Raw genomic sequence first — 12,112 nt, forward strand, 5'->3', positions numbered from 1 at the left:
ATCTGCCGCCTACTCTCTGCCGTCGCGACAACGGCTGTCGAACCGCGTCCAGGTAGGTGCTCTACGACGCCCCCCTCTGTCCTGCCGGACATCTCCCCCACGAGGGGGGAGATCGGCTGTCGCGACGGCCTTTGCCAATCTCCGGCCTCTTGGAGCCCGACCAACCTTCATCACAAACCGGTGAGCGTTGTAACGAAGCGATAATTGGCAACGAAGTGGGGACATGAGCGGCGCATCGCGGCGCCGTCGCCACGGAGCAATCCCATGTCGCAAGCCAAACGCAGCAGGTTCCTCGCAGTGTCCAGCCTGGGCGCGCTTGCGCTCGCGGCGTCGCTCGGCGCGGCCGCGGCGCAGCCGCTTACCGTTGTCGAGCTGTTCACCAGCCAGGGCTGCTCGTCCTGCCCGCCGGCCAATGCCAATCTGATCAAGGTCAAGGACCAGCCTGGCGTGCTGGCGCTGTCCTTCAATGTCACCTACTGGGACTATCTCGGCTGGAAGGACATTTTCGGCCGGCAGGAGTTCACGCAGCGCCAGGTGAGCTACGAGCCGCCGCTCGGCCGTGACGGGCCGTTCACGCCGCAGGTGGTGGTCAACGGCCATGCCGACACTGTCGGCGCCGCGCCCGGCGAGATCGAACGGCTGATTGCGGCGAGCGGCCGCATCAAGGGGCCGTCGCTGTCGCTCGATGGCGGCAAGGCCAGCATCGGCGCGGGGAGCGTGCCGGGCGGCAAAGCCGACATCTGGCTGGTGCGCTATGCCAGGGGCGTCGTCGAGGTGCCCGTGGCGCGCGGCGAGAACACCGGCCGCACCTTGCCGCACGGCAATGTCGTGCATGCGCTGAAAAAGCTCGGCAGCTGGACCGGAGAGGCCACGACGCTCGACGTGCCGGCCGCCGCCCATGGCCTCAGCACCGCCGTGCTGGTGCAGTCGCCCGGCGGCGGGCCGATTCTGGCCGCCGCCGCCGATTAGCTTGCCTCCGGGAACTTCCCGGTTGCGGGGAGAGACCATGCCCGATCAGAAATTGCGCAACGCCGCGCCTGCGGCGCCGCAACAGCCGGCCGCCGCGAGGGCGCGCCACCCAACCAAGGAGACCATCATGACCGTTCTTTCCCGCCTGACGCTGCCGGCGCTTGCGCTCGCTTTGTGCTCGACGGCATTGCTGGCCGGCGGCATCGCCCGGGCCGACGAGGCCACCAACGCCATGAAACCCGCCGCCGACGCGATGAAACCGGCAACCGATGCAATGAAGCCGGCCGACCCGATGGCCACCAATGCCATGAAGCCCGCCGCCGATGCGATGAAACCGGCGGACGCCATGAAGCCGGCGGCTGACGCGATGAAGCCGGCGACGGATGCGATGAAGCCTGCCAACTAGGTCAAGCCGCGGCGGAGAGTTACGCACCCGCTGGGGCCGCACGAGAATGTGAGCCTCCGCCGCAACTCGCGCATCGCACCGGCTCCGCTAATTCAATAGACTGGACCCTATGCAAGCCATGAGGAGTGCAACCATGACCGACATCAAGAACCGTTCGAGCGGCCTCGTCCGCGGCGCGCTCGCAGCTTTCGCGCTCGCCGTCGCGGGCGCCGCCTTCTGGCTCACCCCAGCGGTTTCGGCGGAGGATGCCGTGGTGATCCCGCCACCGGCGCTGGATGAAAAGGCCGCGGGCGGCAGCGAGACGGCAGTGTTCGCCGGCGGCTGCTTCTGGGGCGTGCAGGGCGTGTTCCAGCACGTCAAGGGCGTCACCAAGGCGGTCTCGGGCTATACCGGCGGCGCCAAGGACGACGCCGTCTACGAGACGGTCGGCACCGGCCGCACCGGCCATGCCGAATCCGTCGAGATCACCTACGACCCCTCCAAAGTCACCTATGGCCAGCTGCTGCAGGTGTATTTCTCGGTCGCCCACAATCCGACCCAGCTCAACTATCAGGGGCCCGACTCCGGCACGCAGTATCGCTCGACGATTTTTGCCGAAAACGACACGCAGAAGAAGATCGCGCAGAGCTACATCGCCCAGCTCGACAAGGCCAAGCTGTTTTCCAAGCCCATCGTCACCACGATCGAAACTGGCAAGACCTTCTACCCGGCCGAGGAGTACCACCAGGATTTCCTGACGCTCAACCCGACCTATCCCTACATCGTCTACAACGACCTGCCAAAGGTGGCGAATTTGAAGACGCTGTTCCCGAAGCTTTACAGCGACAAGCCGGTGCTGGTGCTGTCGGCCAGCAATTGAGTCTTCGCAGGGTGAGAAGAACGACAGGTCGGCGGGACGGCGCCCCCCTCTGCCCTGCCGGGCATCTCCCCCACGAGGGGGGAGATCGGCGGCCTCGCCGTCCCGCCCCGCTGTCAACGTTAGAAATTGGCGAAAGCCGTCGCGACATCCAATCTCCCCCCTCGTGGGGGAGATGGCCGGCAGGCCAGAGGGGGGCGCGAGGGATCGCGGCCTCTCCTGCGAAGAAGGCTACACCCTCTTCCGCCACGGCAGGCTCCAGCGCGCTTTCTCCAGCGAGGCCTTGGTTTCGACCGTGGCCGGGGCGGACTGGGCTTCTCGGTATTGCACCGAGCCCCGCGGCGGATAGGGCAGGCTGTCGTTGAGCTCCAGCCTGTCGAGCTGGCTGAAATCGGGGAAAGGCAGTTTTTCCTCCTCGCGCCAGGCGCTGACCCGCTTTTCCGCGGCGATGCGCTTTTCCTGGTCGAGCGGCAGGTCGGCGGCGCTGTATTCCAACTGCGCCGGGAAGGCGAACTGGGCGCCGGCCTCGTCCATCACCGCGATCATCGACAGCAATATGTCCTCGCGGATGGCGAGAAACTCCGAGCCATCCGCGGTCGTGATGTAGGTGAAGACCTCGATGTCGAGTGAATAGGGGCCGAAGCCGACGAAGCGCACGCGGCACGGGTCGTCGATGACGCGCGGATGAGCGATCAGGAGCTTGCGCAGCGCCGCCAGCGTGTAGCGCAGCTGGTCGGGCGTCGTCTCGTAGCGCAATTGCAGCGTGGTGGCGAAGCGGGTGCGGTCGCGATGGGCGTAGTTCTCGATCTGCATGCCGGCGAAGTCGGAATTGGGCACCGAGATCACCGTGCGGTCGACCGAGCGGATGCGGGTCGAGCGCATGCCGATATGCTCGATGGTGCCGGACTGGTTGCCGAACTTGCAGAAGTCACCGACGCTGACCGGCCGGTCGGCATAGAGCGTCAGGCCGGAAAGAAAATTCTGCAGCGTTGGCTGCGCCGCCAGCGCCACCGCCAGGCCGCCAATGCCGAGGCCGGCCAGCACGCCCTGATAGGGGATCGCCAGCACCTCAGCCAGGAGCAGGAAGGCGACCACCAGGGCGGCGATGCGCGCCACGCCGGTCAGCAGCGAGATCAGCGTCTCGTGGTAGCCGGGCACGTTGAAGGTGGCGCGGTAGCGCTCGGCGATCTTGCCGATCAGGTGCCAGACGACGGGAACCGCGCCGATCAGGATCAGGCTCCAGGCCGCCGCCTTGGCGGATGCCGCGATCACCTGCGGCAAGCCGAGCGGCCGCAGCGCAAACAGCAGGAACAGGCCGAGGAAGATCGAGCGCACCGCCCATTCGACGACGCGGAAGAAGCCGGCCCGCCCGGAACTCCTGCCGCGGCGGGCGAAGAACACGATGACGGCGTTGGCAAGGAAGCCGAAGGCGATGCCGGCAAGCACGGCAATGCCGAGCCCCAGCCATTGCCAGCGTTCGATCGGCCCGGCGCGGGTCAAAAGGGCAGGGCTGATCTCGCGGGCAAGGCCCCTCGTGGCGAAGAACGGATCGTTGCTGGCGAAGGCGGTGAATTCCGGCGCCACCGGCGCGTCCTCGATATCGGCATAGAGCGTGCGGATGTTGGCCAGCGTTTCCGGCGTGAATTTCCACAGCTTGCCGCCTTTCTCCGTCCCCACCGGAGCGACGACGATGTTGCCGGCCGGGTGCTCGAAATACACATAGGGCGTGTTGCTTTGGGGATCGTCGGGAATTTCCTGCCAGTAGACGTAGCCGATGCGGTCGATGACTTTCTTGAGATAGCTCTCGAGCAGAACCGCCTCGTCGGACCGCACCGCCGGATTGTAACCGCGCATGTCGAGCGCCGTTTGCGTCGAACCGCCATTCTGGTCGGCGATGCCGCCGAGCAGCATCTTGAACGTGTCGCGCGGCGAGGCGAGCTTGGCCGGATCGTCGACCATGTCGGGGGCTTCGCCACGCGCCGCCTGGAACTCGGCGAGCTTGGCCTGCAGCACGGCGAGCTGCGGCCCGACGATGAACCATTCGCCGGCCCTGCGGCGGAAGGTGACGTCGAAGAAAACCTTGCTGCCATATTGCTGCAGCCTGGCTGTCACCTCGTCGCCGGGGATCGCATCATGCGGCAGGTTCCACAGGCGCAAGGTGGCGTTGTCGATCACCGAAAACAGGAGCTTGGTGTAATCGGGCATGTTGAGGCCGCCGCGATCGGCCTCCGTGACGTCGACGAGGCCGGCCGCCAGCGCGGCAAGGCCCATGCCGCCGCCGGTGGCGCGCGGCACATTGTCGGCGCCGCTCTCGTTCATGGTCTGCAGGAATGAGCGCATCGTCGTCATCGGGCTGGTCTGGTCGACCTTGAGGGTCTCGGCGGCGTCGACGCGCACGCCCGTCCACCATTCGGCGGTGGCGGATTCGAAACGGCCCATGAAGCTGGCGCTGTCCGGCGCCATGACGAAGCTGAACTCGCCCTGGCGACTGCCCTCGAACCAGCGGCCGAACAGCTTTTCGCCTTCGGCCTTGGCTTCGATGCGGCCGCCATACAGGGGATAGACGCCCTTCACCTCGGCGCCGTCCTGCTCGAAGGTGATCTGGGCGCCGCCGCCGCGCCATTTGGTGTCCCAGACACCGGCCCAGTTGGCCGTCTGCTGGGCATGAGCGGGCTGAATGACAGGCAGCAGGCCGGCCAGCGCAAGCGCGGCGATCAGCGTGACCAGGCGGATCAGGACCAGAGCAATTCCAGGAAAGCGGCGTAGCGATTTTCCCAGGAAAACTGCGTAGCGCTGCCGCGCCTGCGGATCGTGTTCTATCGAGGCAACCGGGACACCGCGCATTGCATTGCCCTTCTTCTCGGACCGCTGCCATCAGGCCGCAGCATGTCGCGGAAGGTTATTCCGCGTGAAGATGAATATTGTCTTTCCGGCAGGCGACAGGCGGCAGGCGGAGGCGATGATTTCGCGCCGTCGCCTGGCCCTTCAATCGTAGGTCAGGTCCCTCGCCTTGCCGCCGAACACGCGGTAGGCATAGAAGGAATAGAAGATGATGATCGGCAGCACGACCACGGTGCCGGCCAGGATGATGGCCAGGCTTTCGGGTGCGGAAGCCGCCTGCCAGATGGTCAGCCTGTCGGGCACCACGAACGGATAGAACGACCAGGCGAGCCCGGCAAAGCCCAGCGCGAAGATGGCGGCCAGCGTCAGGAACGGCGTCAGCGAATGGCGGTCGTCGGGCCTGGGCAGATGAGAGGTCTGCCGCCACAGCCACAGGAACAGCAGCGCCGACAGGATCGGCAGCGGCGACAGATAGAGCATTTCGGGCAGGACGAACCATTTGGCGAAGATGCGCGGGCTGGCGAAGGGCGTGGCCAGCGACACGGCAGCCATGCCGAGCGCGGTCAGCACCAATGTGGTGCGCAGCCAGCGCACCGCCTTTTTCTGCAAGTCGCCTTCGGCCTTGTAGATGACCCAGGCCGCCCCCATCGCGGCGTAGGCCGCCGCCAGGCAGAACGCCACCAGCACGCCGAACGCCATGCCGCCCAGGCCGAAGTCGAGGCCAAGCACATAGACGCCCAGCATATAGCCTTGCGCCAGCGAGGCGATGAGCGAGCCGAGGAAGAAGATGCGGTTCCAGCGATGCTTGCGCTCCGTCGCCACCTTGGCGCGGAAGTCGAAGGCGACACCGCGCAGGATGAGGCCGACCAGAAGCACGAACACCGGGATATAGAGCGCGCTGAGGATGACACCATGCGCCATCGGGAAGGCGACCAGCAGAAGGCCGACGGCCAGCACCAGCCAGGTCTCGTTGGCATCCCAGAACGGGCCGATGGCGGCGATCATGGTGTCCTGCTCGGCGTCCTCGGCCGCCGCGAACAGGATGCCGATGCCGAGATCGAAGCCGTCGAGAATGACATAGATCAGGATGGCGAGGCCCATCAGGCCGGCGAAGATGAGGGGGAGCAGGGTCGGCCAGTCATAGGTCATTTCTCTGTCTCCTACTCGCCAGCCGCGGGCTGCGACATCGGCTTGTTGAGCACGCCCGGCAGCGGCGAGGTGTCGCCGTCCTTGGCCGCCTTCAGCGCCAGGTGCACCAGAACGCCGAGATAGGCGATCAGCAACAGCACGTAGAGAGCGAGATAGACGGCCAGCGTCAGCGCCACATGGCCGCCGGCCACCGGGCCGACGGCGTCGGCGGTCCTCAGCACGCCCGTCACCAGCCAGGGCTGGCGGCCGATCTCCGTCGTATACCAGCCGGCGAGCGTCGCCACCCAACCGGAGATGGTCATCGGCACCATGAGCAACGCCAGCGGCCTCGGCAGGCTATGACGGCGCTTGAGGAAGAAGGCGGCCGACCAGGAGACGGCGAGCATCAACAGGCCGGTGCCGACCATGACGCGAAAACCCCAGAACACCGGGAAGACGGGCGGATGGTTGCCGGGATAGTCGTTGAGTCCCGGTACCACGCCCCTGGCACTGTGCCGCAGGATCCAGCTCGCCCCGTTGGGAATGGTCACCTCGAACCTGTTTTCCCTGGCCGCTTCATCCGGAATGGCAAACAGCACCAGCGGCACGTTGGGGCCGGTGTTCCAGTTGGCCTCCATGGCGGCGATTTTCTGCGGCTGGTGCTCGAGCGTGTTCAGGCCGTGCTGGTCGCCGGCAAGGATCTGGATGGGAATGAGGATGGCGGCGGTGAAGACGCCGGTGCGCAGCGCCTTCCACATCGATTCCGAGCGGTCGCCCTTGAGGTAGCGCAGCGCCGACAGGCCGGCGATGAGAAACGATACCGTAAGCCCGGAGGCGAGCAGCATATGGACGAGACGGTAGGGCATGGAGGGATTGAAGAGGATCGCCCACCAGTCGACGGCGTGGGCGACGCCGTCGCGCATCTCGAAGCCGACCGGCGTCTGCATCCACGAGTTCAGCGCGATGATCCAGAAGGCCGACACGGTGGTGCCGCCGGCCACCAGCACGGTCGCCAGCGTGTGGATGCGGTTGGAAACGCGGCGGAAGCCGAACAGCATGATGCCGAGGAAGGCTGCCTCGAGGAAAAAGGCGGTGAGGATTTCGTAGGCCAGCAGCGGCCCGGCGATGTTGCCGACCGTTTCCATGTAGCCCGGCCAGTTGGTGCCGAACTGAAAGCTCATGGTGACGCCGGAAACCACGCCCATGGCGAAAGACAATGCGAACACCTTCACCCAGGTGAAATAGGCGCGCATCCAGGCCGAATCATTGGTCGCGTTGTAGCGGAGCTTGAAGAAAAGCAGCACCCAGCCGAGTGCGATGGTGATGGCTGGAAACAGAATATGAAACGAAATATTCGCACCGAACTGAATGCGCGAAAGGATGAGCGGGTCCATGGCGGGCTCCGGCTGCTTCTAATAAGCGGAGAATAGGCTTGTAGGGCCGGCCGGTCAAAGCGGCGTCCCGCCGCGAGGCGGAACGCCGCAGCGCCATGCGGCGGCAATGTCGAGAACTGTCAGCAACGGCATTGACTTGCGGTTGCATGCGGCGACATTCGTCCTATATCTGGGGTCCTCTTTCAAGCAGCCGTTTTCAGCCATGCAGCCTGTCATCTCCATTTCCGGGGTCACCAAGACCTACGCCACCGGCTTCAAGGCGCTGAAGGAAATCAATCTCGACATCGAGCGCGGCGAGATTTTCGCGCTGCTTGGCCCCAACGGCGCCGGCAAGACGACGCTGATCTCCATCGTCTGCGGCATCGTCAACCGTTCGTCTGGCAGCGTCACGGTGGATGGCCACGACATCACCAGAGACTATCGCGCCGCGCGCGGCCTGATCGGGCTGGTGCCGCAGGAGCTGACCATCGACGCCTTCGAGAGCGTCTGGGCGACGGTCAACTACAGCCGCGGCCTGTTCGGCAAGCCGGCAAACCATGCCTTTGTCGAGAAGGTGCTGCGCGACCTGTCGCTGTGGGACAAGAAGGACGCCAAGGCGATCACGCTTTCGGGCGGCATGAAGCGGCGGCTGATGATCGCCAAGGCGCTGTCGCACGAACCGCGCGTGCTGTTCCTCGACGAGCCGACGGCCGGCGTCGACGTCGAACTGCGCCAGGACATGTGGGCGATGGTGCGGCGGCTGCGCGAGGACGGGGTCACCATCATCCTCACCACCCACTATATCGAGGAGGCCGAGGCGATGGCCGACCGCGTCGGCGTCATCAACCGAGGCGAGATCATCCTGGTCGAGGGCAAGGCCGAACTGATGCGCAAGCTCGGCCGCAAGCGCCTGGTGATGGAACTGCGCAGCCCGCTCGGCGCCATTCCGGACGCCTTCTCGCACTACGCCCTGGAATTGTCGCCGGATGGCGGGCAGATCACCTACACCTATGACAACCAGAGCGCCCGGCCGGGCGTGGCGTCGCTAATCCGCGATCTCGAGGCCGCCGGCATCCAGTTCCGCGACCTGGACACGCAGAACAGTTCGCTGGAGGAGATCTTCGTCAATCTTCTGAGGCAAGAGCCATGAACCTGCGCGCGGTATGGGCGATCTACCGGGTGGAGATGGCGCGCGCGCTGCGCACCGTTTTGCAGAGCATCGTCTCACCCGTGCTGTCGACGTCGCTGTATTTCGTCGTCTTCGGCTCGGCCATCGGTTCGCGCATCACCGAGATCGACGGCATCAGCTACGGCGCCTTCATCGTGCCCGGGCTGATCATGCTGTCGCTTTTGACGCAGTCGATCTCCAACGCCTCCTTCGCCATCTACTTCCCGAAATTCGTCGGCTCAATCTACGAGCTGTTGTCGGCTCCGGTCTCCTATCTCGAGATCGTCCTCGCCTATGTCGGGGGCGCCGCCACAAAGTCGATCATCCTCGGCCTGATCATTCTGGCGACGGCCTCGCTGTTCGTGCCGCTCTCCATCCAGCATCCGTTCTGGATGCTGGCCTTCCTGGTGCTGACGGCGGTGACCTTCAGCCTGTTCGGCTTCATCATCGGAATCTGGGCCAGGAGCTTCGAGCAGTTGCAACTGGTGCCGCTGCTGATCATCACGCCGCTGACCTTCCTGGGTGGCAGCTTCTATTCCATCAACATGCTGCCGGGCGCCTGGCGCACGGTGACGCTGTTCAATCCGGTCGTCTATCTGATCAGCGGCTTCCGCTGGAGCTTTTTCGGAAAATCGGACGTTTCGGTCGGCATCAGCCTCGGCATGACCGTGGTTTTTCTGCTGATCTGCGTGGCGACCGTCGCCTGGATATTCAGGACCGGCTACCGGCTGAGGAATTGAGGGGCGAAGCCACGCTGAGCCGCGGTCAGAGCTAGATCGCCTTCACCAGCCGCAGCAGGCCCAGCATCTCGACATAGGTTCCCTTACGGAAGGCGACGTAGACCGGCTCCTCGATGCCGTGGAAACGACGCTTGAACGCCGCCTGCCCCTGCAGGTTGAAGCGGCGGCGGTTGACCCAAGGCGAATCATAGGCGCGCTGGAAGGCGTTGCGCCAGAAATCGCTTTCGGCGAATCCGCTGGGGCCGACGTCGACCAGCGGCGACAGCCCGAGCGTGACGACCGAAATGCCTTCCTCGCGAAAGCGGTCGACGGCGAATTTGGTCAGGCCGACCTCGGCATGCGGCGAGGCGTCGATGTGCTTGCGCTTGAAGGCGGTGGTGTAGCCGATGACCTTGCCGCCGCGAAACAGCGGATCGAAGTCGAGCAGGGCGACCAGTTCGCCATCAGGGCCGTGCAGCACGAAGCGGCGCATGTCGACGCCCACATGATCGGCGAAGTGCCGGTTGAGGAAGCCCATTTCCCAGCGCTTGACGATGCGGTCGCCGCGCCAGTTCGCCGAAAGCCGGGAGATCTCGTCGAGAAAGATGGTCCGCTTGTCCTCGGCGAACGAAAAGCCCTTCTTCAACAGCCAGCGCTCGGAGTAGCGCACGGTTTCGTTGCGCTTGCCGGAAAAATCGTGTGCGGGCAGCGGCAGACGGGTGTCGATGCCCAGCCGGTTGACCTTGTAGCCGAGCCCGGCCAGCACCCGCGCCGACTGTTCGCCGATCTGCACGAACCAGGGGCTGCCGGCGGTCTCGACGAAGCGCCTGATATAGTCGGCCCGATGGGCCGGATCGGCGACCGGGTCGCCGAGCGCGAAATGATGCTTCATCTTGGTGCCGAAGGCGATGTAACCGTCGGCGTCGCCGAAATAGGAGAGCCTGCCTTGCACGGCGGAGGAGTAGGCGAGTGAGAAGTCGCCGTGGCGGCGCACCAGCGCCAGCCGTTCGGCATGGGTGAACGCCTGGCGCTCGACCTTTGGCGAGGCACGCTCGAGGATTTTGTCGAGATAGATCCGCAAGGAGGGCATGGGTCGAGATTCCGCGTGCATCTGCGGCGCGCACCCGGGTACGCTATACGCCGTGGCGCCTTGATTTTGCACAGGAAGCCGAAAAAAGCGTTTCGAGGACTTCGGATTCCTGTACCGGTAACAGAGATCCGCCAGCCCCCGGATCTCGAATCAATCACATTGCCGCGACCTGATTATCGCCGATCTCGCGTATATGCCATATAGGACGCAACCGCGGTGCGGCGCATGGCCTCGAAATCCGGGGCCGATCTGCTGTATGGATCATGCGCGGGAGGGCGTTCTGCCGGTGTCGGCGGAAGCGCCACAAGGGTGGAATGGGGTTCGTGAGCGAATGGCAGATACGACAATCAGACCGGCAGCGCACCAGACGGTAACTATCGAACCGGCGATCGTCATCGGCGCCGGCGCCGCCGGTCTCGCGGCAGCGCAGGCGCTGGTCAAGGCCGGCGTGGCGACGGCGATCCTGGAAAAGGAGAGCCGGTTGGCCGAGCCATGGCATCGGCGTCACCAGCAGCTGCGCCTCAATACTCACCGCGACCTTTCGGCACTTCCCGGCCTTGCCTATCCGAAGGGCACGCTCGCCTTCCCCCACAGAACCGCCGTCATCCGCTATCTGAACGATTTCAGCGAGGCGAACCGGCTGCCGGTGGAGCTCGGCGTCGCCGTCGAGGCGGTCCTGTTCAGGGGCGACCACTGGGCGATAGAGACCAGCGCCGGGATGCGCCTGGCGCGCCACGTCGTGATCGCCACCGGCCGCGACAGACAGCCGTTCATCCCCGACTGGAAAGGAATGCGGGATTTCGCCGGCCGCATCATCCATTCGGCGGATTTCGGCGACGCGAAGGACTATGCCGGCAAGAAGGTGCTGGTCGTCGGCGCCGGCAACTCGGGTATAGACGCGCTCAACCACCTGGCGCAGGCAAGCACCGCCTCGCTGTGGCTGTCGGCCCGCAACGGTCCGTCGGTCCTGCCCAAGCGCATCGGCAAGATTGCCGTGCACCGGCTGTCGCCGCTGATGGCGCGGTTGCCTTTGCGGGTCGCCGATGCGGTGATCGCCTTGACGCAGCGCCTGGTTTTCGGCGACCTGACGAAATTCGGCGTGCCGCCGGCACCGGTGGGCGGCGCCAGCCGCCTGACCACCGACTACACAGCGATCGCCGCCGACGAGGGCGCGATCGACGCCATCCGCGCGGGCAGGATCACCGTCGTGCCGGGGGTGCGAGAATTCACCCGCGACGGCGTCATCCTGGCCAATGGCAGCCTGATCGATCCCGACATCGTCATTGCCGCGACGGGCTACCGCACCGGGCTTGAGCAGATGGTCGGCAATCTCGGCGTGCTCGACGGCAAGGGCGTTCCGGTCTTCAACGGCGGCGATGCGGATCCGAAACTGCCTGGCCTCTGGTTCACCGGCATGCGGCCGAGCATCCGCGGCTGCTTCGCCAATGCCGCCATCCAGGCCAAGGCGATCGCCGAGCGGATTGCCCGGCGGATCGCCAATTCGGGCCGCTGAACCGGGCTGGAGGTTCGTTTTACGCGTCGGACGGAACCCCACTTTCCTG

10 protein-coding genes are annotated in these 12,112 nt (G+C 65.3%); 6 read left to right on the forward strand and 4 right to left on the reverse strand.

Features of this window, described 5'->3' with window-relative positions; translation table 11 throughout:
- Positions 1 to 264: 264 nt before the first annotated feature.
- From FJ972_RS03350 to msrA, 3 genes are all read left to right on the forward strand, one after another.
- Complete coding sequence (locus FJ972_RS03350) at positions 265 to 969, forward strand: DUF1223 domain-containing protein (RefSeq protein ID WP_140524378.1); 705 nt, start codon at positions 265 to 267, stop codon at positions 967 to 969.
- Positions 970 to 1,096: 127 nt separating this feature from the next.
- Positions 1,097 to 1,375, forward strand: coding sequence for a hypothetical protein (locus FJ972_RS03355; protein ID WP_140524380.1), 279 nt, complete (start codon positions 1,097 to 1,099; stop codon positions 1,373 to 1,375).
- Between the two features lie 133 nt (positions 1,376 to 1,508).
- A complete protein-coding gene (gene msrA, locus FJ972_RS03360) occupies positions 1,509 to 2,234 on the forward strand; it encodes a peptide-methionine (S)-S-oxide reductase MsrA (protein WP_140524381.1) in 726 nt (241 codons plus the stop codon).
- Between the two features lie 228 nt (positions 2,235 to 2,462).
- Here msrA and FJ972_RS03365 read toward each other — a convergent pair whose 3' ends face one another.
- The 3 genes from FJ972_RS03365 to FJ972_RS03375 all read right to left on the reverse strand — a co-directional run bounded on the left by FJ972_RS03365 (position 2,463) and on the right by FJ972_RS03375 (position 7,594).
- Positions 2,463 to 5,075, reverse strand: a complete 2,613-nt coding sequence (locus FJ972_RS03365; protein ID WP_140524383.1) for a mechanosensitive ion channel family protein — start codon at positions 5,073 to 5,075, stop codon at positions 2,463 to 2,465.
- 141 nt (positions 5,076 to 5,216) lie between these two features.
- Positions 5,217 to 6,221, reverse strand: a complete 1,005-nt coding sequence (locus tag FJ972_RS03370; RefSeq protein WP_140524385.1) for a cytochrome d ubiquinol oxidase subunit II — start codon at positions 6,219 to 6,221, stop codon at positions 5,217 to 5,219.
- Between the two features lie 11 nt (positions 6,222 to 6,232).
- The gene (locus tag FJ972_RS03375) at positions 6,233 to 7,594 is read right to left on the reverse strand and encodes a cytochrome ubiquinol oxidase subunit I (RefSeq protein ID WP_140524387.1); all 1,362 of its coding nucleotides are present in this window, start codon (positions 7,592 to 7,594) and stop codon (positions 6,233 to 6,235) included.
- 202 nt (positions 7,595 to 7,796) lie between these two features.
- Between FJ972_RS03375 and FJ972_RS03380 the strand changes: the two genes are divergently transcribed.
- Positions 7,797 to 8,723, forward strand: coding sequence for an ABC transporter ATP-binding protein (locus FJ972_RS03380; protein ID WP_140491739.1), 927 nt, complete (start codon positions 7,797 to 7,799; stop codon positions 8,721 to 8,723).
- Positions 8,720 to 9,481 carry an ABC transporter permease gene (locus tag FJ972_RS03385; protein WP_140491741.1) on the forward strand — a complete coding sequence of 254 codons (762 nt, stop codon included), beginning with the start codon at positions 8,720 to 8,722 and terminating at the stop codon, positions 9,479 to 9,481. The genes FJ972_RS03380 and FJ972_RS03385 overlap by 4 nt, the downstream gene beginning before the upstream one ends.
- 31 nt (positions 9,482 to 9,512) lie before the next feature.
- Here the strand turns inward: FJ972_RS03385 and FJ972_RS03390 are convergent, their stop codons facing one another.
- Positions 9,513 to 10,550, reverse strand: a complete 1,038-nt coding sequence (locus tag FJ972_RS03390; RefSeq protein WP_140524389.1) for a phosphatidylglycerol lysyltransferase domain-containing protein — start codon at positions 10,548 to 10,550, stop codon at positions 9,513 to 9,515.
- A 331-nt stretch (positions 10,551 to 10,881) separates the two neighbouring features.
- Between FJ972_RS03390 and FJ972_RS03395 the strand changes: the two genes are divergently transcribed.
- Positions 10,882 to 12,063: a flavin-containing monooxygenase gene (locus FJ972_RS03395; RefSeq protein WP_140524391.1), complete on the forward strand. Its 1,182-nt coding sequence runs from the start codon at positions 10,882 to 10,884 to the stop codon at positions 12,061 to 12,063.
- Positions 12,064 to 12,112 lie beyond the last annotated feature (49 nt).

The organism is Mesorhizobium sp. B2-1-1 (assembly GCF_006442975.2).
Lineage (GTDB): Bacteria > Pseudomonadota > Alphaproteobacteria > Rhizobiales > Rhizobiaceae > Mesorhizobium.

Coding starts and splice junctions, on each gene's coding strand:
- FJ972_RS03380 (WP_140491739.1), top strand. CDS start 7,797: ATGCAGCCTGTCATCTCCATTTCCGGGGTCACCAAGACCTACGCCACC.
- FJ972_RS03370 (WP_140524385.1), bottom strand. CDS start 6,221: ATGACCTATGACTGGCCGACCCTGCTCCCCCTCATCTTCGCCGGCCTG.
- FJ972_RS03375 (WP_140524387.1), bottom strand. CDS start 7,594: ATGGACCCGCTCATCCTTTCGCGCATTCAGTTCGGTGCGAATATTTCG.
- FJ972_RS03390 (WP_140524389.1), bottom strand. CDS start 10,550: ATGCCCTCCTTGCGGATCTATCTCGACAAAATCCTCGAGCGTGCCTCG.
- FJ972_RS03355 (WP_140524380.1), top strand. CDS start 1,097: ATGACCGTTCTTTCCCGCCTGACGCTGCCGGCGCTTGCGCTCGCTTTG.
- FJ972_RS03365 (WP_140524383.1), bottom strand. CDS start 5,075: ATGCGCGGTGTCCCGGTTGCCTCGATAGAACACGATCCGCAGGCGCGG.
- FJ972_RS03395 (WP_140524391.1), top strand. CDS start 10,882: ATGGCAGATACGACAATCAGACCGGCAGCGCACCAGACGGTAACTATC.
- msrA (WP_140524381.1), top strand. CDS start 1,509: ATGACCGACATCAAGAACCGTTCGAGCGGCCTCGTCCGCGGCGCGCTC.
- FJ972_RS03385 (WP_140491741.1), top strand. CDS start 8,720: ATGAACCTGCGCGCGGTATGGGCGATCTACCGGGTGGAGATGGCGCGC.
- FJ972_RS03350 (WP_140524378.1), top strand. CDS start 265: ATGTCGCAAGCCAAACGCAGCAGGTTCCTCGCAGTGTCCAGCCTGGGC.